22 protein-coding genes are annotated in these 21,263 nt (G+C 43.0%); all 22 read right to left on the bottom strand.

What is annotated here, in order from left to right; genetic code table 11:
• Positions 1 to 10: 10 nt before the first annotated feature.
• The 22 genes from HGKM_RS00700 to HGKM_RS00800 all read right to left on the bottom strand — a co-directional run bounded on the left by HGKM_RS00700 (position 11) and on the right by HGKM_RS00800 (position 21,231).
• Positions 11 to 1,165: a class II fructose-bisphosphate aldolase gene (locus tag HGKM_RS00700; RefSeq protein WP_019133386.1), complete on the bottom strand. Its 1,155-nt coding sequence runs from the start codon at positions 1,163 to 1,165 to the stop codon at positions 11 to 13.
• A gap of 69 nt (positions 1,166 to 1,234) precedes the next feature.
• Positions 1,235 to 2,392 carry a diphosphate--fructose-6-phosphate 1-phosphotransferase gene (locus tag HGKM_RS00705; protein WP_019133387.1) on the bottom strand — a complete coding sequence of 386 codons (1,158 nt, stop codon included), beginning with the start codon at positions 2,390 to 2,392 and terminating at the stop codon, positions 1,235 to 1,237.
• 14 nt (positions 2,393 to 2,406) lie between these two features.
• A complete protein-coding gene (gene nagA, locus HGKM_RS00710; RefSeq protein ID WP_019133388.1) occupies positions 2,407 to 3,576 on the bottom strand; it encodes an N-acetylglucosamine-6-phosphate deacetylase in 1,170 nt (389 codons plus the stop codon).
• Between the two features lie 21 nt (positions 3,577 to 3,597).
• On the bottom strand, positions 3,598 to 4,419 hold the full coding sequence (locus tag HGKM_RS00715) for a sugar phosphate isomerase family (protein ID WP_019133389.1): 822 nt from the start codon (positions 4,417 to 4,419) through the stop codon (positions 3,598 to 3,600).
• A 24-nt stretch (positions 4,420 to 4,443) separates the two neighbouring features.
• Positions 4,444 to 5,139 (bottom strand): response regulator transcription factor, encoded by a 696-nt coding sequence (locus HGKM_RS00720; protein ID WP_245550598.1) that lies wholly within the window; start codon positions 5,137 to 5,139, stop codon positions 4,444 to 4,446.
• Positions 5,140 to 5,145: 6 nt separating this feature from the next.
• Positions 5,146 to 6,648 (bottom strand): sensor histidine kinase, encoded by a 1,503-nt coding sequence (locus HGKM_RS00725; RefSeq protein WP_019133391.1) that lies wholly within the window; start codon positions 6,646 to 6,648, stop codon positions 5,146 to 5,148.
• 46 nt (positions 6,649 to 6,694) lie between these two features.
• Positions 6,695 to 7,783, bottom strand: coding sequence for an ABC transporter substrate-binding protein (locus tag HGKM_RS00730; protein ID WP_019133392.1), 1,089 nt, complete (start codon positions 7,781 to 7,783; stop codon positions 6,695 to 6,697).
• Positions 7,784 to 7,826: 43 nt separating this feature from the next.
• Positions 7,827 to 8,615, bottom strand: coding sequence for an ABC transporter ATP-binding protein (locus HGKM_RS00735; protein ID WP_019133393.1), 789 nt, complete (start codon positions 8,613 to 8,615; stop codon positions 7,827 to 7,829).
• Positions 8,594 to 9,370, bottom strand: coding sequence for an ABC transporter permease (locus tag HGKM_RS00740; RefSeq protein ID WP_019133394.1), 777 nt, complete (start codon positions 9,368 to 9,370; stop codon positions 8,594 to 8,596). The genes HGKM_RS00735 and HGKM_RS00740 overlap by 22 nt, the downstream gene beginning before the upstream one ends.
• Positions 9,371 to 9,634: 264 nt before the next feature.
• Positions 9,635 to 10,606 carry a transporter substrate-binding domain-containing protein gene (locus HGKM_RS00745; RefSeq protein WP_019133395.1) on the bottom strand — a complete coding sequence of 324 codons (972 nt, stop codon included), beginning with the start codon at positions 10,604 to 10,606 and terminating at the stop codon, positions 9,635 to 9,637.
• Positions 10,607 to 10,675: 69 nt separating this feature from the next.
• Entirely contained in the window at positions 10,676 to 10,921 is a 246-nt protein-coding gene (locus HGKM_RS09135; protein WP_280985658.1) for a hypothetical protein, read from the bottom strand.
• A 44-nt stretch (positions 10,922 to 10,965) separates the two neighbouring features.
• A complete protein-coding gene (locus HGKM_RS00750; protein WP_280985659.1) occupies positions 10,966 to 12,201 on the bottom strand; it encodes an FGGY-family carbohydrate kinase in 1,236 nt (411 codons plus the stop codon).
• A 10-nt stretch (positions 12,202 to 12,211) separates the two neighbouring features.
• Positions 12,212 to 13,006, bottom strand: a complete 795-nt coding sequence (locus HGKM_RS00755; protein ID WP_019133396.1) for a BtpA/SgcQ family protein — start codon at positions 13,004 to 13,006, stop codon at positions 12,212 to 12,214.
• Between the two features lie 39 nt (positions 13,007 to 13,045).
• Positions 13,046 to 13,873, bottom strand: a complete 828-nt coding sequence (locus HGKM_RS00760; RefSeq protein WP_019133397.1) for a sugar phosphate isomerase/epimerase family protein — start codon at positions 13,871 to 13,873, stop codon at positions 13,046 to 13,048.
• 39 nt (positions 13,874 to 13,912) lie between these two features.
• Positions 13,913 to 14,650: an amino acid ABC transporter ATP-binding protein gene (locus tag HGKM_RS00765; protein ID WP_019133398.1), complete on the bottom strand. Its 738-nt coding sequence runs from the start codon at positions 14,648 to 14,650 to the stop codon at positions 13,913 to 13,915.
• The gene (locus tag HGKM_RS00770; protein WP_019133399.1) at positions 14,650 to 15,408 is read right to left on the bottom strand and encodes an amino acid ABC transporter permease; all 759 of its coding nucleotides are present in this window, start codon (positions 15,406 to 15,408) and stop codon (positions 14,650 to 14,652) included. Before HGKM_RS00770 ends, HGKM_RS00765 begins: the two co-directional genes overlap by 1 nt.
• A gap of 15 nt (positions 15,409 to 15,423) precedes the next feature.
• Positions 15,424 to 16,188, bottom strand: a complete 765-nt coding sequence (locus tag HGKM_RS00775) for a DeoR/GlpR family DNA-binding transcription regulator (protein WP_019133400.1) — start codon at positions 16,186 to 16,188, stop codon at positions 15,424 to 15,426.
• A 576-nt stretch (positions 16,189 to 16,764) separates the two neighbouring features.
• On the bottom strand, positions 16,765 to 17,217 hold the full coding sequence (locus HGKM_RS00780) for a NanQ anomerase/TabA/YiaL family protein (protein WP_019133401.1): 453 nt from the start codon (positions 17,215 to 17,217) through the stop codon (positions 16,765 to 16,767).
• A 9-nt stretch (positions 17,218 to 17,226) separates the two neighbouring features.
• Positions 17,227 to 17,985 (bottom strand): HpcH/HpaI aldolase family protein, encoded by a 759-nt coding sequence (locus HGKM_RS00785; protein WP_019133402.1) that lies wholly within the window; start codon positions 17,983 to 17,985, stop codon positions 17,227 to 17,229.
• Positions 17,986 to 17,996: 11 nt separating this feature from the next.
• A complete protein-coding gene (locus tag HGKM_RS00790; RefSeq protein ID WP_019133403.1) occupies positions 17,997 to 19,376 on the bottom strand; it encodes a sedoheptulokinase in 1,380 nt (459 codons plus the stop codon).
• 10 nt (positions 19,377 to 19,386) lie between these two features.
• Positions 19,387 to 20,082, bottom strand: a complete 696-nt coding sequence (locus tag HGKM_RS00795; RefSeq protein ID WP_019133404.1) for a GntR family transcriptional regulator — start codon at positions 20,080 to 20,082, stop codon at positions 19,387 to 19,389.
• 96 nt (positions 20,083 to 20,178) lie between these two features.
• Positions 20,179 to 21,231 carry a TRAP transporter substrate-binding protein gene (locus tag HGKM_RS00800; RefSeq protein ID WP_019133405.1) on the bottom strand — a complete coding sequence of 351 codons (1,053 nt, stop codon included), beginning with the start codon at positions 21,229 to 21,231 and terminating at the stop codon, positions 20,179 to 20,181.
• Positions 21,232 to 21,263: the final 32 nt, after the last annotated feature.

Genomic DNA, 21,263 nt, shown 5'->3' on the forward strand with positions numbered 1-21,263 from the left:
CGTAAATAAGCTAGATACCTTGCTTCCGGTATCTTTCCGCCATTTCATCCAAGCTGATTTTCTCGACCAAGGGGGCTTTACCCAGAGTCCCAAAGTCAATGAGCAATGGACCGACCGCTTCCTTAGTACCTGCCTCAATAGCCGAAATCACCTCGAATAGATCTCCTTCTGCCGGGCCTCCGTGCATGATAACATCCATGATTGATCCAACAAAAATACGTGGATCAAAAGCCTCCTTATTGTCTTCCAGGCTTCGATAAATTTCGCCTATTGATTGACTCGCTTGAAGGGCTTTCTTCTTTTGGAATAATTCCTTTAGATTTCTGGTCACCGCCAATCGAATATCCGTATCCACATTGATTTTATTGATACCGAATTGAATGACTTCCACTAACTGATCCACCTCAATCCCGTGCATGTCTTTCAACTGACTACCCAAGTCCAGCAGTTCCTTGACGATATACTGGGGAACGGTTGAAGAACCGTGACTGACTAAAAAGCCTTCAATGCCTTCATGCACCATGCATTCTTTAATTGCTATAGGGATCTGCTTCCGGATAACCGTATCCTTACCTTTATTGGCACCATGTTTGGTTCCATAGGAAATGGCTAAAGCATCTACCCTTGTTTTTTTAAAGAAGTCAATGGCAGCAAGTGGGTGTGTATATGTTGAGCTGACAGAAGCGACATCATCTTCAACTCCGGCCAAAATGCCTAACTCCCCTTCAACCGTGACTCCTCGCTCATGGGCATATTTAACAACTTCTCGAGTAAGCTCCACATTCTCCTCAAAGGGTAGGGAGCTACCATCGATCATGACACTTGTGTAACCGCCTTCGATAGCCGCAACAACGGAATCAAAGTTTTTTCCATGGTCTAAATGAACAGCAATAGGAATGTCAGAGTCTGCACCATACTGCTGAACTCCTCTTACAATATTCTTTGCTCCCCGCTTTTTATCCTCTAGGCTGCTATTGGCAAAGTCAACCCGACCTCCCATAAAGCCATTGGCAAGATCAGCACCCTGTAAAATCGCCGGTGAACGAAATTGCTCATGAACTTCGATGGCTGCCTTGATTTGAGCGACGGAGTTGACATTGAAAGCCGGCTGTCCATAAGAAAACTGATCTGCAGCCTCCAGAATTACCCTCATTGGTACTAACATACTTTTCCTTCTTTCTTTTCAAATAGAAACAAATAAACAAAGAAACCATCATCTCTATCAGAAGATAAATTAATTGAAAGAGATCATCTCCGGTAAATCAATCCCTATCAATGGTCGACACCATTCCTTAAAAGCCTCTGTCATCCCATTTCCTGTTTCATTGATAAATTCTTTTGGTATTTTTCGTTCATAAAGCATAACCTCTTCGATATCAAGAAGTTCGTACTCCACTTGGTAGGGAGATGTGGAAAGGCGACGGATGGAAACCATCTTTCCGGTCTCCCCATCCAGCACCGCCTGACAGGCGATTCTGCCCACATCCTCCGCTTCACGCCGGTCAACCGAGCTTTGCATAAGGATAGAAGCTCTGCCCAATAAGCCCGGTTTCTCACCCCGCGCCTTATAGCCAAGTTCTTTAATAATCAGATGAGCTAGGTGAGAACTAACGTCCCCAAAATACGTAGCTCGGTCAGTCTTGAAAATAGGTTTGACAATAGGATTGCCCTCTTGGTCATGAAGTCCTTCACTTGCAACCACGACTATTCCTGATTTTATTTTTAGTTGATCTGACACATCTTGAAGAAATTGATCCTGATTAAAAGCAAGTTCCGGGAGATAAATGAGATCCGGTCCCATCCCTTGATCCTCTGCCAGAGCTGAGGAAGCCGTGATCCAACCGGCATTTCTTCCCGATGCCTCGAGGACAACCACATGGATAGGAAGGCTTTTGACATCCGCCGCAAGTTCCTGGACGCTCTGGGCCATGTATCTGGCCGCAGAACCGAATCCGGGGCTGTGGTCGGTAACGGCAATATCATTATCCATGGTTTTCGGGATCCCCATAATCTTGATTTTCTTTCCCATGGACAGGCACATCTTATGGAGTTTTCCGCAGGTGTCCATGGTCCCGTTTCCCCCATTCATGAGAACAAAACCTATCCCTTGTTCCTCAAGAATCTCCACAATCCTTTGATAATCTGACTCCTCCAAAGGGTATCTCGAGCTACCAAGCGCAGTACCCGGAGTGTGGAGAAGGAGATTCAATTTTTCATCAGGTAGACCTTCAAGATGGATGAAATCCTGATTCATCAAGCCTGCACATCCATTTCTTGCGCCTAGAATTTCGTCAATCCCTTGGGATTTGGCATACTGGATGGCACCATATAGGGAAGCGTTGAGAACCGCTGTCGGCCCTCCCCCATGTACAATCAATAATTTCTTCAACATATTTTCCTCATTCTCTATGCTAGGTCCGCTTTCCGGTATACGATCTTCCCTCCCACCATGGTCCAAACCACGTTCAAATCCTCATCAATGAGGAGGCAATCGGCCAAATACCCTTCCGACAGTTGACCCATTTCGTGGTCTAGACGGAGGACACGTGCCGGATTGGTTGAAAAAATGGGAAGGATCTTCTCGATGGGATCATGGGTAAAAGACACCATGTTTTTCAAGGCCCGATCCAAGGTGAGCGTGCTCCCTGCTCGGACGCCATTTGAGGCCAGCTTGGCATCCCCGTCCTCAACGACAATGTCATTTACGCCCAGCCGGTAATGCCCGTCCGGGAACCCTGTCGCCATCATGCTATCCGTTATCGCCACCAGGCGGTCATAGGACTTGCATTTCACCACCATCCGGATGGTGGAGGGAACCAGGTGGCGTCCGTCGCAGATGATTTCACAGAAACAGTCGCTTTCCAGGGCAGCCCCCATAATGGCCGGCTCATGTTGGTGAAAGAGCCGCATGGCATTAAAAAGGTGAGTCATGGATACGGCCCCATCATCGATTGCCTCCCGGCTGGTCTCATAGGTCGCCGAGGAGTGGCCCAGGGAAAAAGGAATGTCCTTTCCGAAACGGCGGATAAGGTCCGGGACACCGGGAACTTCAGGAGCAACCGTGATATAGGTAACCGTATGATCCGAGGCTTCAATATAGCGCTCAAGCAGAGAAGCGTCCCCTTCGATCAGGAGATGTGCTGGCATGGATCCTCGATACTCCTGAGAAATAAAAGGTCCCTCCAAATGGGAGCCTAACAAACGGGCGCCCATCGTTCCCGACTTAGTCTTTTTTGCAACGTCTCGTAGACAACGGATGGTGTTTTCTTCCGTATCGGTTACGATGCTGGCATTCCAGGCCGTAACCCCCTTGGAAGCGAAGAAGTGAGAAATCCTATCCAGCCCCTCCGAATCCGCTGCATTCACATCCACGCCCACTGCTCCATGGGTGTGAATATCAATAAAACCGGGGACCAGACGCAAGCCCTGACCATCCAGGACGGCTTGACCCGAATCCCCCGCGGCCACGGTCTTATCGCCGGAGGTCACAATTCTTTGAAACCTTCCGTCCTCGACCCAAAGGGTGGCAGAATGGAAGGCCCCATCAATATAGGCATTGACATTGGTAATCTTCATGATCGGGATCCCCAAGTTCGTCTAAAAGGCTTTTTGTGAAGCATTGGAGTTGGCGATAATCTGACAATCTTTGTGGTTTTGGAGAAGGGTGACCGGATAAGCACTGGTGGGCTCCTCATAGATTGCTCGACGCAGGACCGACCGATGCCAATCCCTGAAGACCCCCAGCCGGATGCTTCGAGCCGCATAGATGGATTTCATCCCCAAGGTTACCGCTTTCTTGGGCATGGCATCGATCGCGCCGCTCAGATCCCCAATCGCATTAGCAACTAGCGTCTCCCGGCTGATGTTGATAACCCGCGTCGGCAGCTGGACGAATTCTTCCGCTGACAGGTCCTCTTCCGGCTCATTAAAAGCCACATGACCGTTGATACCGATACCTCCGATACATAAATCGGCCCCGCCCAATTCTTCCATTTTCCGATCGAGGGCCTCCGGATCCTCAGGGTTGGGAAAGAAGCGGTTCTCTTCCGGCATCAAAAGATCCGGATCAATCCGACCGTAGACCTCCCGGTCCATAAATCCCCGGAAGGACAGAGGGTCCGACTTATCGATGTATGAACCATCATCATTCAAATATTCATCCATATTAAAGAAATAGCAATTCTTTAATGAAATCCCGCCCTCATTGACCAGGCGAACAAAAATCGGATAGTGACCGACCGGCCCCACCGGACAGATGAGGACGGTTGGTTTATTCTCACGATTATTCTTGGTAATGGTCCGAACCATTTCCAGAGCGAGCTCATAGAAGACCTCACCCGAGTCGCCCAGGGTTTTTACCGGGATTTTCCCATCCTCATGAAGCTTTTCCCCTTCAATATGATACATTCTTTTATCCATGCTTTATCTCCTATCTATATGCCGCTATTCTTCCAAAAAGAGCTGCTCTAGTCTCATCTTTTGAATTAATGCCACAATTTCTTTAGTCCGCCGGCAGCCGAACTTATAGAGCAAACCGGATATTTGCGTTTTCACCGTGACGATTTCCACCCCGCGAATCTCTGCAATCTCCCGCACTTTCTTTTTTTGAAGAAGGAGGCGGATAATCTCCCTCTCCGCATTCGTCAGCTTTGATACGTTATGAATAAAGAAAAGCAAGGACCGCTCACTGTCTTGGAGGCGGGAGAACTCTCGCATGACCGACCGCTGGACCTGACTTTGGAGGATGGTCTCATCCCGGTAGGCCCGGCGAATGTGGGAGAGGAGAACTTCACTCTCACAACCCTTTACCACATAGTCCACTGCCCCGGTCGACATCCCCGCCTGAATCATTTCATCCGTTTCATGGGCCGTCATAAAAACCACTTTTACAGAAGGATGGTTTTCCGAAATAATCTGAGCGGCTTTGATGCCGGAGTCCAACTCCTCCATCTCCACATCCATGAGAATCACGTCCGGCTTTGGATCTGCCCCGTCGACCAAGGCAACGATCTCATCTCCGCGTCCGGCGGACCCCACGACCTCCATATCCTCTTCCATATTGATGGTTTCGCAAAAATCCTCACGCAGAAGCTCAATATCCTCTGCCACCATTATCTGAATTCGATCCTTGTCCGACAACTCTCATCACCTCACTCTTTGATCATAGGAAGGAAGCATAATGGAAAAAGATATTCCTTCTCCGGGGGTACTTTCCACCTTGATATGGCCGAAGTGCTGCCGTACCACTTTCTTGGTGAAAAAAAGGCCCATGCCCCAGCTTTCATTCTTGCTCTTTGTCGTATAGAAGGGCTGAAAGACCTTCTTCCTCTGGTCCTTGGAAAGGCCGGGTCCATTGTCCTTGATGACAATCACCATCCATAGACGTTCCGGATGTACCCGAACGCTCACGCATGGTTCCTCCCTGAATTCCTTAGCTGCCTCATATCCGTTGTTCATGATATTGGCAAGGGCCTCTCCCAGAGTGGTGGGATCCGCTAAAATCTTCCGATCGCTGTCGATGGCAAGATCGATTTTTCCTTCGGGGTGCTTGAACAAAAAACGATCTTCGGCAAAGCGGATGATTTCCGCCACATCATGGGGACGAAGTTCGATCTGCTGGGTATTGACACTTTTATAATACTCGTCGATACGGCTTTTCATGGCGAGAGTGATGCTCTTAATCTGTTCTTCGGATTCTTTCAGGCGGTCCCAATTCGGCTCCTCTTTGGAGAGTTCCCGGTCCATTCGTTTCTCCAAAACCTGCAGAGAAAGCACCTGATTTTTTATGCTGTGGGCAAAAATAGACAAGCCCATTTCCGCACTGTTGAATTTTTTTTGTAAAATCTCATCTTCTTTATCTTCCGAGTACCGAAGCTCATCGTAACTGAAAATCCCCCAACAACCGATCAGGGTGCAGACGACATCAATGCCGATCAGCCAGTTCCAGCTGTCTCCCTCCAGGGAAGGACTGATATAATTGCTGACGCCCAAGTCAATATATTCCGAAATAAAGAGGTTATAAATTTGGGCAGGATCCTTGCTGGCGTAGATCATATACACCAGGGTCTGACAAAAGATGGCCAGGACAATTCTTGAGAAGTTTCTCTTAAACATAGGAATGGAAATCTCATGCCATTCCAAAAACAAGATCATCAAGGAAGCAAGAACTAAGGCGATGATCCAAAAGAAGGAGAGTCGCACAAGAAGGGTGAGAAAAATGGGATGGAGGTTGACCAGTTTTCGAAAAAGAGTCGGAAAATAGATCAAGAGAAAGAAGAAGGTGGGCAAGCCCGTCCCGATGATCAGTTTTCGTGTATTTCTCCGAATCCATTGCTTCATGCTCAATGCCACTGCCGTTTGAAAGAGAAACCAGGGGGTGAGCATACGACCAATCGCAACGACATAGCCCAAGGTCTTTAGATTAATGGGCTGGATATGAATCCAACGCTGGATGTCGGCGCTAAGAAAGAGAAGTTCAGATTTCTGTGCGGCGATGCCGCCCATGATCGCAATATAGATGACAATGCCAGAAAGAAAAACTAAGTTGGCAAGGTTCATGAAGGAAAAAGAAAGAGGGAAGGATCTATGCCGGAGGATTGAAGTGAAAAGTACAATGACTGTACAGATGAACACAACAACTAAAAGCATAGATTCTTCCCTTCTCTTCCCATCAAGGGCGATCGATCAAAAACCTTTATTTATTTTCATTAAAAGTTTTATACCCTTCTTCCATCACATCAAAGAGGACGTAGGAATTCGGATCCACCTTCTCCTTGATTCTGCCGCTATCCATGAAGACATTCTGTTGGATCTCATAGACTTTCTTGACCGCTTCCATATCTCCACAAATCTTATTGATGGTTGCCCAGTCACCTTCGCCAACGCTGGCGACCATGGTTTCTTCCGGAGCATCCAGGTGCTTGGCCAGAGACTTGGCAACTTCTTCGATGTTGGCTTCTCTATACACGTGTGCCTTGTTGATTGCCGCAGAGAAACGAACCAGGACATCCTTATTCTTTTCCGCATATTCCTTCGTCGTAATGAAGCTGGCGGGGAAGGTTGCCTTATCGGCAAAGTCGGCATTGGATCCCAGGGAAACATAGTTGTCGCCCAAGGACTTCTTCAGGGTAACCGTATTGGGGCTCCAGGTAGCTGCGGCATCAATCTGACCGGCAACCAGAGCTGTTGTCATCCCATCAACCGCCATCTCCACAACTTTAATATCATCTTCGGTCATATTGGCCTTGGCCAGGATCTGCTTCAGAATCACTTCAGAGGAAGTACCGGAAGCAACAGCAACTGTCTTTCCTTTCAGGTCTTCTGCCTTGGTGATTCCTTTTTCTTTGTTGGCGACCACTTCATCAGCAAGGCTGTTGGTCGAATCCATCTGGAAGATGCAAGCCTGTCCTTCAATGCAAAGGGCGTGGGCACCGTGACCGATTTGGGCAATATCAATATCGCCGGAAGCCATTGCCGTGATTTCGGCCGGCCCGCCTTCAAATTCTGCCACTTCCACTTTCAGGCCCACTTCATCAAAGTAGCCCTGGTCAATGGCGGTGAAGAGAGAGGAAGCCGATCCCATATTCGGCATATAGGCCACGCGAACTGTTTTTTGTTCTTTTGCCGGTTCTTTCTCTGATGACGATTCTCCCGCCTGAACGCTTTCACTGGCTGAGCTCATCTCTCCGGATGAACTCTCCGTCTTGCCCTTATCTCCGCCACAAGCCACTAAAGTCAGCATCATAGCGAGAGCCAGGACCATGGATAACATTCTTTTTTTCATTGTTCTCTCCTTTTCTTTCTTCTCAGTAACAGTCTGCCAATTTTTATTTTCTGACGGCCAGGTATTCTTCATAAACCTGACTCCAAATACGATTCTTTAATTCCAAAAAGCGGGGACTCATCTTTGTCGCCTGGTCTCTCGGATAGGGGATGTCAATTTCTACAATATCCTTGACCCGAGAAGGACGGGCCGACATGATAATCACGCGCTGTGCAAGGACGATCGCTTCTTCAACATCATGGGTAATGAAGAAGCAGGTTTTCTGTTCTTCCTCCCAGGTCTTCAAAAGCTCGGTCTGAAGCTGGACGCGAGTCTGGGCATCCAGAGCGCCAAAGGGCTCATCCATCAACAACACCTTTGGATTGACCGCATAGGCACGAGCGATGGCCACTCTCTGCTTCATCCCGCCGGATAACTCCTTAGGATAGGATTTGGCAAACTTCTCCAATCCCACCACTTTAAGATACTTTTGGGTAATGGCTTCCCGTTCTTCCGGCGTTTTCCCTTGCAATTTTAGGCCAAACTGGATATTCTTCTCCACGGTGAGCCAGGGAAACAAGGCATATTGCTGGAAGACAATTCCGTGTTCAGGACTAGGGCCATCCACTTCCTCTCCGTCAATCGTCACCTTTCCCTCGGTCGGTTTATCCAATCCGCCAATGATGTTCAGCAAGGTGGACTTTCCGCACCCCGAAGGGCCAACAACGCAAACGAATTCATTCTCTTTAATGTCAAGATCAACCCCGTTTAGGGCAGTAATCTCGCCATTTCTTCCCTGGAATTTCTTGATTACATGGTCGATCTTTACTTTTATTGGACTGTTTCCTGCCATCCTGTGAACCTCCTCTCCAGCAATTTGACAATTTTTTCAAAGGCAATTCCGATGATGCCCAAAATGATAATCCCCAAAAGAACAACGTCCATTTGGTAATATCCACTAGCCTTCTGAATCATCATTCCTAGTCCACGGTCGCCGCCAACGATTTCCGAAGCCATCAAAGTGGTTAAGGATGTCGATAAACCCAAGCGAGCAGCAACCAGAATGTAAGGGGTGGAAGCCGGAATGGTCACCTTGAAGAAGATATCCCTCTGTTTAGCACCCAGCACCCTGGCTGCCTTAATTAACGTAACATCCACGCTTCGCACACCTTGATAAACCGTAACAACCTGCACTAAAAAAGAGGCAATCACGATAACGGTAATTTTTCCGGCATTTCCAATTCCGAGAGCCGCCGTGATCAGGAAAACATAGGCAAGGGGCGGAATATTACGAATAAACTGGATCCAAGGCTCTACAATATGCTGAAAGGGCTCATACCAAGCCATACAGAAGGCCACAGGAATGGCCAGCACAAAGGCGATAAAGAATCCGCTGAGGACACGAGATAGAGATGCCCAAACGTGCTCCCAAAGAATTCCGCTATGTACTCCCTTATCTAAAAAAGCCGCCCAGACCTGTTCCGGACTGGCAAAAACAATGGGCCACTTCTGCGAAGCCACTAACCAAATGATGATAGCTACCGCAATGGAACCAAAAACCCAAACCGTATTGGGAACTTTTGACCATAAAGATTTGCTTTTTTTCATAATAACCTCCTCCTTGCTATGTAGTATACAGGAGACGATTTCATAATATAAGGTAGAAGTTTTATCATACCTTTTACTTTTTTGAACGTTCACTGCTGAAAATCTATATCCAAATTGACTATTCTTCTCAACCATTAAAATAAAAAAGAAAGAACCCGGCTGGTTTGGCCAGGTCCTTTCTTTTGGAGGGTTTCCCACATTTTATCAAGCATTTCCTTGTAAGGATGTGGGATATGAAATGAAAACTGTAGTAACTAATAATGATTAATGATCGTCATTATAGCTTTCAGTCTCACTTGCTTGGATCGCTTCTGCATCAGATCCGTCACTCAAGGGCTGGGAGTTCAAAGCTTTAGTCATAATATCCAACCTATCTTGATCAGACAGGGTATCGATGACCTTATTGCATTTTTCAATCAACTCGGTATTTCCCTTTTGAATAGGAATTGCTGCACACAGAGCGGACAGCTCAACATCAAATCCTTTGCCTTCCTCAAAAGTAACATATGTAAGGTCAGGATTGGACATACATCCGGACTGAGCCTCAGTTAGACCGGTAATAATAGCATCCAGCTTACCGGAACTTACACCAACAAGGAGCTGGGACATATCGGAAAGTCCTGGTTGCTTATCAACATTTGGAATCTGATCAACCAGGGGCATCCAAATTGAAACAAGTTCAGTGGTTACCTTCGCACCATCGAAATCCTCAAGAGAGGTGGCATTGACGTATTTGCTATCTTTGCGAACGACCATAACGCACCCGTTATTCCAATAATAGTGGGAAAAGTCAACTGATTGCAGACGTTCCTTGGTTACGCCGAGAGTAGAGATACAGCAATCAAGCTTTCCTGAAACCACTCCTGGAATCATACCATCCCAATCCGTTTTAATGACCTGTAATTTCCAACCGTTGGCATCACAGATCCGGCGGGCCATCTCTACATCGTATCCAGCAACAAACTGCTTCGTTCCATCAATGGGATAACCATTATAAGAGTCATCATCCTGAGTCCAGTTGAAAGGAGCGGCACCGCAGTTCATCCCAACACGAAGGGTATAACCAGCAGGATATTTTTCTTCAGTATTTGATGCTTCCTGAGATTCCGAAGCTTGAGATGATACATTGGGATCCTCAGATGAATTTGTATCGCTAGGTTTATTGTTGCCACAAGCAACCAAGATGAAAGCAAAAGATAGGACTAGTGCTAACACAGTAAATTTACGGTTTTTCATAGCTTCTCCTTTTTCAATTGATGAGATCTTCATCATCCGCTTTATTCCGGTGAGTGATTTAAAGATGTTTTAGGATAATGCGTGCATTAGATCCTTATTTCGGCGATACAACTCCTCATAGATATCCAAATAATTTTGATAGATCTCAAAATTATCCGGATTGGGACGAATGGTACTTCCATGAAGTAAAGCGTCTGCCAATTCTTTAAAGTCAGCCAGCTCACCACTTCCTACTGCTGCCATACATGCGTCTCCAAAGCTAGCGGTTTGCCAATCTTCGGCAATACAGATTTCACTTTGAAGAACATCAGCCATGATCTGCATCCACACTTTGTTTTTTGTACCACCTCCAGCTAAAATTATTTTTTTGGAATAAGATTATGTTTTTTAAATAATCTTAAATGGGAACCGATAGAATAAGCAACGGCTTCTAAAGAAGCGCGAGTAATTGACTTCCGATCATGCTGTCCTCTTAGGCCAAAAATCACCCCTCTGGCTTTCGGATCATGGATAGGGCTTCTTTCTCCATGAATATAAGGTAGGATGACTAGCCCCTTACTACCAGCCGGGATCTCTGCTGCCTCTTCAGCCATGATCTCAAAGGCGTTTTGGCCACCTTCTTTTTCCCGGTCTTTCTCAGGAAAATAAAATTCATCCCTAATCCATCCGGTTAGGGAGCCTGCTGCATTCGTCCCTCCCATTACTGCATAGACACCGGGGACGGTAAAAATCTCACTTCCCGGGAAATTATCCAAATCACAAGAGGGAATCTTGTGATTCGTTGAAAATATATAGAAGAGGGTTGAACCAACCTGGACAAAAAGGATATCTTCTTCTAGCAAACCGGAGGCCACAGATTCTGCCGTTGAATCACCGGTCCCGATAATGACAGGTGTTCCCTCTTTAAGTCCGGTTTCTTCTGCTGCTTTTTGGCTGACTCCTCCGGCAATATCGGTGACAACACCGGTCTGAGCTAGCTGATCACTAGTGCAGAAATAGGAGGAGTATTCATTATTGAAGGAACCATCATCGTTATAAAGAGGGCGGAAAGAACTTATGGCCAGGTATTGGTCAATCCAATAGTTTCCAGTGAGTTTAGCGACCATATATGAGGAACCGGTAAGAAATTTATAAGTATTCTTAAAAACATCCGGCTCATTTTCCTTGATCCAAAGGATCTTGGTAGAGATATCATCGGAATTGGGTTTATGACCGAACATTTCTAAGACTTTTTCTTCTCCGAAATCCTCGTCAAGCCTCTTAATTTGGTCCACGGATCGGGCATCAATCCCGTACAAAATCGCCTTTCGTAGAGGATTTGCCTCACGGTCCACAGGGATACAGTCGCAGCCCATAACGCTAACACCTACGCCTGCAATCTCTTGGGATTCAACTCCGGCAGATTTTTGCAACTCCTTGCTGATCTGACAAAATTCATCCCACCAGATATTGGCATCCATTTCATAGTGGTAAGGTTGAGGGTTTTCAATGGTATGACTGACTGAATAACTGGCAACTGGCCGTAAATTTCGGTCAATCAATATCCCTTTCGTCTGTTGTGTCCCGACATCAACACCCATGAAATATTTTTTCATCTTAGCTACCTTAATTGCGTTTTTTCTTAACAAGATCCATAAATTTCTTGGTTTTCTCCAAGGATACACGACCGTTTTCATCCTTAAAGGCGGTGCCAACACAAGCGCCGTCTGCCACCTCAAGGATTTTTTCGATCGTGTCATATCGGCATCCGGTGTTGCAGAAAACAGGAACTTGGCGAGTTTTAGCCATTTCACAGATCTTGGTCAGATAGCCATAGTCTGCCTCTTGTCCTGATCCAGGACCGGATACGCATAATGCACCTACATAACCCCCGTCTGTTAGTGTCTTGAACACTTCTTCTTCTGTCTGATCGCCTAGTCGGGTATCACCTTCCGGGTTGAATTTGCAAAGCAACTGAATATCCGGTTTTCCCAAAGAATACTTTAAACGCACATTCTCACCGAAGTCCACAGAATGAAGGCCGTAGGTTCCTGTATAAGCACCACTAAAGGCACTTCTTCCAAAGGATGCGTCAAATACAGCGGCCATTTTGATGGTTTCTTCCGGGTTGTAGACCACGTTGGTGCCAAAGGGAACCTTGATATCCGGATACAAATGCCCAATGACGGCGGCCATGGCCATTAAGGTTACCGTTCCTGTGTTTGGAGTGATTGGAAAGCAATATTCGTTAGCAATAAGAATCCCATCGACTCCGGCTTCTTGCAAATTGATTAAATCAGCCTTTGCATGATCCATAACTTCCTGCAGTGAACCTTTATAACCTGGTTCACCCGGCAGAGAATCTAAATGTAATAGGGCAATAATTGGCTTATCTGTTCCAAATAGTTCCTTTGTCCACATAAATACCTCATTTCTTCTTTATTTCACTGTAACTCGAAATTACTTCAGCAATTGGCAGATGGTCTCAAAGCTTTGCCTATCCGCTGCTTTGGGATCTTTAAAATATCGATCGTCTGTAAGTTCTTGTGTTAGGTAACCCTGATAATTAAATCTGTTCAGAGTCTCAAGATAATCTTCTAAAGGTCGGTTCCCGTCACCCCAGGCAAGATGTCCGTAGGGTGTTCCATCAATAAAATGGAGGTGTTGAATATTCCCGTCAAAAGCCTCGAACCACTCATCTAAACTCTCACCAGCCACTGCCATAGCGCAAGTATCAATCATTGGCTGAACGGAAGGATGGTCCAGTTCCTTCAAATATTTTTTCAAACGAGGTAGGGAATTAACCAGGTTTGACTCTTCCTCCCGAAGGGACTCCATCACTAGGGTAATCCCTCTGTCTGCGGCTTGTTCGGCGTACCATTCAAAAAAATGCAGACTTCTTAGCCAAGCTTCTTTCTCTGATTCATCTCGCATCCCCCAGCCCGAATGACAGGCCACTTTTTCGCATTGAAGATCAAGTGCAAGATCAAGGGTGTTAAGAAAATACTTTTTTGCCTCTTCTAACTGCACTTCTCCGTTTATTGCGTATTGCCAAGGGCCCATGCAATTATCCGGAGTTACACATATAACTTTCAGTCCTGATTCCTTTAGGTCTTTGATCACTTGATTTTTTTCTGCGATCCCCTCAGAAGTGAGGTGCACATGAGGATCTGCACCGTAAAGCTCAATAGAGGAAAAACCAATTGTTTTTTGAGCTTCCAACATATAAGAGCGGGAAAAATAGTGGTAATGGATCCCCATGCCGGAGATGTTCTTTGCACTGATCAAGTCGAACTCCTCTCTTCTCTTTCGTAGTCAACTCCCCTTCTATCTTTGAAATCTGGCTAAGAATTCCCTGGTTCTTTCGCTTTGGGGGTTATTAAATAATTGTTCAGGAGGGCCTTGCTCCTCAATGATTCCATGGTCCATGAAGACAACGCGGCTGGAAATATCTCTAGCAAACATCATTTCATGAGTAACAATAACCATGGTCATGCCCGATTCTGCCAACTTAGCAATAACCTGGAGTACTTCACCTACCATCTCGGGGTCAAGGGCCGAAGTAGGCTCGTCAAATAATAGAACTTCAGGCTGCATACAGAGGGCCCTGGCGATAGCTACTCTTTGCTTTTGTCCACCGGATAGTTGATGGGGACGAGCGTTCCGGTAAGCACTCATCCCTACTGCCTTCAAATATTTCATCGCCAGCTCTTGAGCCTCTTGCTTGCTCTTTTTAAGAACAGTTTGAGGACCAATCATACAATTCTCTATTGCGTTTAGATTGGCAAAGAGGTTGAAGGACTGGAATACCATCCCAACCTTCGCTCGAAACAAGCTTTTCCCTTTGGTTGAGCGTTGAACCTCCTGTCCTTTGTAGAGAATTTTTCCGTCAGTAACTCTTTCCAGCTGGTTAATGCAACGAAGTAGTGTCGATTTTCCTGATCCTGACGAACCGATTACGGAGATAACTTCGCCCCTATCCACCTCAAAATTGATATCTTTTAAGACTTCGTGTGTACCAAATGTTTTCTTTAAATGTTCAACACATAGGATGGGTTCTGCCATTAGGCCACCTCACTTTCACTGTCATCAAGAATCAGGTCATAGTTCTGTCCACCGGCCAACTTTTTGTCCACGAATTTTAGGAGATAGGACACTGTAAAGGTGAGGATAAAGTAGATGGCGCAGATGATGATGTAGGTTTCAAAAAACTTGTAATATGTACCGGTGATTGTCTTCGCTGTGAAGTATAGTTCCGTAACAGCAATTACATTTAGGATAGAAGTATCCTTAATTGCAGAAACAAAAGTATTTCCAATTTGGGGAATGAGATTAATGAAGGCTTGTGGAAGAATAATCCGAGCCATAATTTGCCCGTAATTCATCCCTATTGCCTTTCCTCCTTCCATCTGGCCGGGATCAATTCCCTTAATTGCTCCCCGCACAGATTCGGCCATATATGCACCTATATTTAAAGAGAGGACAGCAATACCGGCACGGAATGACGGAATATCCATATCCCAAATCGACATCGTTCCGTAATAGAGAACCATAGCTTGGACCATCATCGGTGTGCCACGAACTACTTCAACATAGACACTTAAAATCGCCTTTAGTACTCTTGTAAGCGTTTTTCGCACCACGGATGAATCTTCATCAATCGGGATTGTTCGTATCATGCCTACGATAAAGCCAATAAGGCATCCTAAGATGGTACCGATGATCGCAAGTTCTAAGGTAACCAAGAGTCCCCTGAGAAAGTCAACCGAATACTTTTCAAGTAAAAAGCTTACCCATCCAAAAAATGTTGTTGGAAAATCCATAACAGCCTCCCTATCCTATACGATGATAACTTTGACGCCCAAGTCTCTTAAAGCTTGAACCTGGTCTTCAGAAACTTTTTTATCTGTAATAATGACATCTATGTCTTTTGCTGAAGCAACAAGAGCAAATGCATTTTTTTCAAACTTGGAATGGTCTGCCAAAAGGACAACCTGTTCCGATCGCTCGATCATGATCTGTTTCAAATGAATATCGTAGGAATTAAAACCGGATATCCCAAACGAAGCTGTTACACCATCAGCCCCTAGAAAGCATGTGTTTGCATGAAAGCTAGCCATCATCTGCTCTGCAAAATGGCCATGACAAGCAGAAAATCCTTTTCGAACCACCCCACCTGCAAGATACGAAGTGATATTATCTTTTCCCTCTAAACAAGCGATCGACTGATAATCATAGGAAATAACATTTAAGTTCAACGTTTCCGGAATCCTTTTAGCTAATTCCATAATTGTTGTCCCAGAATCAAGCATAATAAAGCTATTGTCTGCGATAAAGTCAATTCCTGCTTTCGCAATTCTTATCTTCTCATCTGTATGTGATACCTGACGGATCCGATAGCTTGGCTCACTGCGATGTGCTTTCTGATTGAAAATAAATCCACCCGTGGTCTTCTTTAAAACTCCTGCACTTTCAAGCTCACTCACATCACGGCGAAGAGTGGATCTTGAAACATTGAGAAGACTCTCTAAATAATCCCAAGTCACAATATCATTGGTATTGGACAAATTTTGAATCGTTTCAAGGCGCTCAGCTTGAATCATAGAATCCCCCTAAATATTTTCTATTCAAAATAATATAGGTTCAAACTTTACAAACCTTTAGAAATGAAAATGAAAGATGGGTTGTTTTCATTTTCGGTCTTTTTTCTTCATTATTTTCTAAATTATATCAATATCTATCATTATATGCAAGCGATTTCTCATATTTTATTCAACAATATTTATTTTATTTAATGCTAACGAATCTACCCTATCACTTGTCATTTACTTGATGAAGGAATCGGTTAAAAGAGTCTGAAGAGAAATGTATCTAATACAACATTTAGGACATTCTAGAATATATTTCACTCATAACAATAGAGTAGTTTATTCTAATTATTACTAAAAGAAAGGACCTGGACACTAGGGCCAGGTCCTTTCTTTTGGAGGGTTTTCTCACCAACATTCCATAAAATAATATTTTAGCGGAAATTAGGGTGAGAATGGAATGAAAACAATCCAGAAAACTCGGATTGGTGTTCATCACCGTTAACAATCTTCCTAATAGATATCGCCTTCATCACGATGAGATCTAGTTGATACTGTCGTGCATTATCATACTCGACTTCTTAATAAAAACTAGGCATGAAGTTTCATAATGATCTTCGAATAGGATGTTGCTTCATTGACAATATGTCTAGCTGGCATATGTCCATCCTCAGGAAATGCGATATAAACCATTCCTGGTGTCGCGTTTATTGGTGTAGCATTATTCTTTGTGTGAAAAAATTCAATATCATTGTTTTTATCATAAGATTTTATTGATGTTAGCTCATTTATTGGCAAATAATAAGCTTTTTCTCCACCTGAAAGAATATACTGAACATCAACCCAATCTCGATGAGATTCAAATTCAATATTACTATAGTCTTTTGTCTCACCGTAAATCACCATAAGAAATCCTTCTTGGAAATCAAAGCGCCCTTCTGGAAAACCTTGATCTCTTAGTTTCTCAATAACCTCTATCCCTTGCTTTAGTCCATTTAATATAGGACTATATCTTTCAAGCTCACTATATTGACAGATAATCATATCTTCCACCTAGCTAAATTCGTTATAGAAGGTCTTGACATTATTCTTTGCAGATTTAATTAACATACTTAATTCACTTCCTACACAGAAAAAATTCATACCTTCATCATGACATTTATGTAGATATTCCATATTCCCGGATACCGTTCCAGAAACAATGTTATGTTTCCGCGCTATATTAGCGACTTGTTTAACACAAGAGAGAAGCTTGGGATTTGACAAATTTCCTGGATCACCTAAATCAGAAGACAAGTCAGAAGGTCCAATTACTAAAGCATCTATTCCTGGTACTGATGCAATCTGCTCTGCATTCTTGACAGCCTCCATTGTCTCAATTTGAGCCAGAAGTAAAGTTTTATTATTTGCTTCCTTCATATAACTCTTTAAATCTGGTGGACAATAGTCAGTGTGAGATCGAGTTAAAGAAAGGCCCCTGCTTCCTATAGGTTTGTATTTTACGTATTGTACAATTTTTGCGGCCTGTTCCGCAGTATTAACCATAGGCATTAAAAAACCAGATGCACCCATATCTAATGTTCTTGTTAAAAACCCTCTATCTAAACCTGGTGCTCGAACAATAATAGGAAAGTTAATGCATTTACCTAATGATATCATTGTTGACAATTGATCTGAGGAAAAGGGGCCATGTTCACCATCAATAATCACGAAATTATAGCCTCCCTTTGAAAAAATTCTAATTAAATTTGGTTCGCTAAACTCTGATATCATAGTACCAAGCACAATATTATTTAGCGATAAATTTCCCATTGTATCACCTCCTATTTAATGCTAATTGGCATTTCCATACATTCATGCATATTTTTAAAACGTCCACTACAAACTAGGGCTAGTCTAAACAACCCTGCTATTGACTCATTTTCCATTGATGATAATCTCCAAGGCTTATTGGATACTTTACCAATGGCATCACAGAGCTCAGGAGTCCTCCAGTTAACACCTCCTGCACAAATAATCTGATCTATCTCACTCGGCTCTGCACCTAGTTTTTTGATGAATCTCCAGTAAGTCTCAGCCATGTTTTTTATTGCTGCATTAAAAATAATACTCATACGAAGATTATTATGTGTGATATTTCTAATTGAACCTCCATTTAAACTATATGGGTTTTTATAAAAATTAATATCAACCACCAATTCATCATTACTATACTCTGTCCCCTTGTGAAAATATTTCCAGATTTGCTGAGAGTCAACCTTATTTCCTGTTAATTCATAAACAATTTCTTTAAAAAAGTTGACCAGTACATCTAGATTTCTGCCAGCTGGCATATTAGAAATCGTATAAAGATAGCTTCCATCAAAAAATGGGCGAATTTCATAATCGTTACTTGGTAAAAAAATATCTGAATATCTAATAACCTGTGCAGCAGTTGCTGTATTAATAACTACATCCCCTGGACCTATATCGCAGCCCAGAATTGATATCTGCATATCTCCATAGTCAGGAAACACTTTAAGGTCTAGTCCGTTAGACTTATAGATGCCACAAGCCTCATAATCTTTATTTGTAATCCTTGGATAAGTTATGTCGTTCAAATTCAATGCGGCTAAAAGGTTATTTGCTTTTTCTACTCTTACAATATTAGCAATCCCAGAAGGAGCTGCGTTTTGTATGTGTGCAACATTTTGTCCTGTAAGAGCATTAATCACATAGGATCCTAATGTATAAAAGGTACCATCTCTGGGTGTGTCCTGCTCTTCCTCTAGCATTGCATATAGGTTACAAATTCCTAATGATGGTTTGATATAAACCCCTTGCTGAAGCATTGATTCCTGTGTTATTTTTTTTGATAGAAAACTAATATAATTCTCATCGGCACCTTTTTTATTGGTTAAAGATCTCATATCCTGCCAAGAGATATACATATCTTCTTTATTTGGGGTTGAATATATAAAACCGTGCATCTGGGTAGATAAAATAATCCCTTCAATATCATCATATGATTTGGTATATTTATCTATCAAATTTTTAACAATGTTAACAATTTCAGAGGCCTGAATCTCATATTTATAAGTATCTAACCCCTTTTCATTAGAAGGCGCTTTCATGTTCGAAATACCTACAACTGTATTGTTACCTATATCAATTAAAACAGCCTTAATATAGCTGCTCCCTAGATCTATGCCAATATATTTCATATTTCCAACTTTACTCCTTTTTAATTGCCTTCGTATGCCTATCTATGACTTTCAATATGTCTTTAAAAGTAGCCTCACGAACATGATACCTAATATAGTCAATACAATTAGGATCCTTATCCATTAATAGCTCCACTATTTGCTTATGGGAGTCGTAATATCCCTGCTCATTGAAACTAGAATCCAAAGAGGCGTTAAGATAAATAATTGAGGATAGAATGGGCTCGATAGATTGACGGCACTGGATCAAAGGTCGATTATCAGTCATGAGAAAAAGCTGGTCATGAAAAGCTTCATTAGTATAGGCTATTTTTTTTCTTCGTTTTTCATAATTCACTTCTTGTAGATCCGAATAAAAATTGCCTACGATTGATAATAATATTGAAAAATCATTATTTTCTCGTTCTAAAATAATTCGTGCGGCTTCACATTCCAGAAGACTCCTCGTCTGACATAGATCCTCAATATATTTTGAAGTAATCCCTTTGATATACTTTCTGCCATTTGGCTTAACAATCACTAAACCATTGTCAATTAATTCTGATAAGGCGGTCCTGACAGTACTTCTAGATACACCATGCTTATTTGCTATATATGCTTCCGTTATCTCAGCTCCATCTTCATATTCACTTAATAGGATCTCGTTATATAGACTAGTAAGAAGATTTGCTACTCTAGCTTGTCTCTTAATTTGAGTCTTTAACATAATAAACCTCCTCATAACAGGGCATTTTTGCCCTGTTATGATTTAGTTTAACACTAGAATGCGAAATAAGTAACAAGATGGAACTAGAATTACAGTCTACTTGTTATTTTCAATAGCCTTGATATAAGCATCGTAGAGTTCTGGAGAAACAGTTTTCTGAATATCCTCTCTCACTCCATTCGTTGCCTTTCGACACTCCTCCACTTGTTCATCTGTAAAGCTATAAATGGAATAGTCATTTTCCGATTCAAGCTTCTTAAGATTCTCTTCATCTTCTTTTCCTCTATTTGGTTCATTCTCTTGAGCATATTTACAAGCTTCTATCAGATCAATTTGTTGCTCTTCCGTTAGATTATTAAACCATTCCAGGTTTATTAAAAAAGGATGTATTGTTGCTTCATGTTTTACTGAAGTAGCAGAATTTGTTACTTCATATAAATTAAAGTTTGTAAGAGTCGCCGTGACTGTATTCTCTTGTGCTTGAACAACTCCTTGCTGTAAGGCTGTATAAAGTTCACTAAAAGCAACTGTAGTGGTATCTGCACCTAAGTCTTTCCATAACCCCATATGGTACTTGTTGTCCATAATTCGTAATCTTAACCCTTTAATATCGCTAGGTTCTTTTATAGGGCGATCTTTCGTAAATAAAGTTCTAAATCCTTCACCTCTTATACAACCTAATTTCAATCCTTTCTTTTCTACCACTTTATCTAGCGACTCATAAAATGTATTATCAGAGCATACTTTTCGCATCTGTTCATAGCTATCAAAAGCAAATGGCAAATCAAAGACTGCAAAATCTGGGACAACTTGTATATAATTTGCTGCCGCTCCAGAAGTTAGCTGAATACTTCCTTCTACAATGCTTTCTGCTAGTTCTCCATCGTTTCCCAATTCCGCCGCTGGATGAATTTGCATCTCTAAGCTATTTGAGTTCTGGTCTAGATAATCCTTAATTGACTGAAAAAATTGACCTAAAGTTGATTTTTCTGTACTTCCATGGGCTGCAATAAATGTAACTTTATTGTTTTTGCCTTCTACATTACTACTAGTAGAGGGTGTATCTTTTCCCCCGCAACCAACTAAGGAAACCACCAATAAAGCGCAAAGTAACGAAGCCAGCATCCTACGCAAAGAATTTTTTTTCATTTTAACCTCCTTAATTTAAGTTGGAATAACTG

The sequence above is a fragment of the Kallipyga massiliensis ph2 genome, from assembly GCF_000311985.1.
Lineage (GTDB): Bacteria > Bacillota > Clostridia > Tissierellales > Peptoniphilaceae > Kallipyga > Kallipyga massiliensis.

What these genes read in the sequence shown, in the direction of transcription:
- HGKM_RS00800 (WP_019133405.1), bottom strand. Translation starts at nt 21,231, where the DNA reads ATGAAAAAAAATTCTTTGCGTAGGATGCTGGCTTCGTTACTTTGCGCT.
- HGKM_RS00790 (WP_019133403.1), bottom strand. Translation starts at nt 19,376, where the DNA reads ATGAAATATATTGGCATAGATCTAGGGAGCAGCTATATTAAGGCTGTT.
- HGKM_RS00780 (WP_019133401.1), bottom strand. Translation starts at nt 17,217, where the DNA reads ATGATTATCTGTCAATATAGTGAGCTTGAAAGATATAGTCCTATATTA.
- HGKM_RS00740 (WP_019133394.1), bottom strand. Translation starts at nt 9,370, where the DNA reads ATGAAAAAAAGCAAATCTTTATGGTCAAAAGTTCCCAATACGGTTTGG.
- HGKM_RS00755 (WP_019133396.1), bottom strand. Translation starts at nt 13,006, where the DNA reads ATGTGGACAAAGGAACTATTTGGAACAGATAAGCCAATTATTGCCCTA.
- nagA (WP_019133388.1), bottom strand. Translation starts at nt 3,576, where the DNA reads ATGAAGATTACCAATGTCAATGCCTATATTGATGGGGCCTTCCATTCT.
- HGKM_RS00735 (WP_019133393.1), bottom strand. Translation starts at nt 8,615, where the DNA reads ATGGCAGGAAACAGTCCAATAAAAGTAAAGATCGACCATGTAATCAAG.
- HGKM_RS00725 (WP_019133391.1), bottom strand. Translation starts at nt 6,648, where the DNA reads ATGCTTTTAGTTGTTGTGTTCATCTGTACAGTCATTGTACTTTTCACT.
- HGKM_RS00795 (WP_019133404.1), bottom strand. Translation starts at nt 20,082, where the DNA reads ATGTTAAAGACTCAAATTAAGAGACAAGCTAGAGTAGCAAATCTTCTT.
- HGKM_RS00715 (WP_019133389.1), bottom strand. Translation starts at nt 4,419, where the DNA reads ATGGATAAAAGAATGTATCATATTGAAGGGGAAAAGCTTCATGAGGAT.
- HGKM_RS00765 (WP_019133398.1), bottom strand. Translation starts at nt 14,650, where the DNA reads ATGGCAGAACCCATCCTATGTGTTGAACATTTAAAGAAAACATTTGGT.
- HGKM_RS00700 (WP_019133386.1), bottom strand. Translation starts at nt 1,165, where the DNA reads ATGTTAGTACCAATGAGGGTAATTCTGGAGGCTGCAGATCAGTTTTCT.
- HGKM_RS00770 (WP_019133399.1), bottom strand. Translation starts at nt 15,408, where the DNA reads ATGGATTTTCCAACAACATTTTTTGGATGGGTAAGCTTTTTACTTGAA.
- HGKM_RS00745 (WP_019133395.1), bottom strand. Translation starts at nt 10,606, where the DNA reads ATGAAAAACCGTAAATTTACTGTGTTAGCACTAGTCCTATCTTTTGCT.
- HGKM_RS09135 (WP_280985658.1), bottom strand. Translation starts at nt 10,921, where the DNA reads ATGGCTGATGTTCTTCAAAGTGAAATCTGTATTGCCGAAGATTGGCAA.
- HGKM_RS00785 (WP_019133402.1), bottom strand. Translation starts at nt 17,985, where the DNA reads ATGGGAAATTTATCGCTAAATAATATTGTGCTTGGTACTATGATATCA.
- HGKM_RS00750 (WP_280985659.1), bottom strand. Translation starts at nt 12,201, where the DNA reads ATGAAAAAATATTTCATGGGTGTTGATGTCGGGACACAACAGACGAAA.
- HGKM_RS00775 (WP_019133400.1), bottom strand. Translation starts at nt 16,188, where the DNA reads ATGATTCAAGCTGAGCGCCTTGAAACGATTCAAAATTTGTCCAATACC.
- HGKM_RS00730 (WP_019133392.1), bottom strand. Translation starts at nt 7,783, where the DNA reads ATGAAAAAAAGAATGTTATCCATGGTCCTGGCTCTCGCTATGATGCTG.
- HGKM_RS00705 (WP_019133387.1), bottom strand. Translation starts at nt 2,392, where the DNA reads ATGTTGAAGAAATTATTGATTGTACATGGGGGAGGGCCGACAGCGGTT.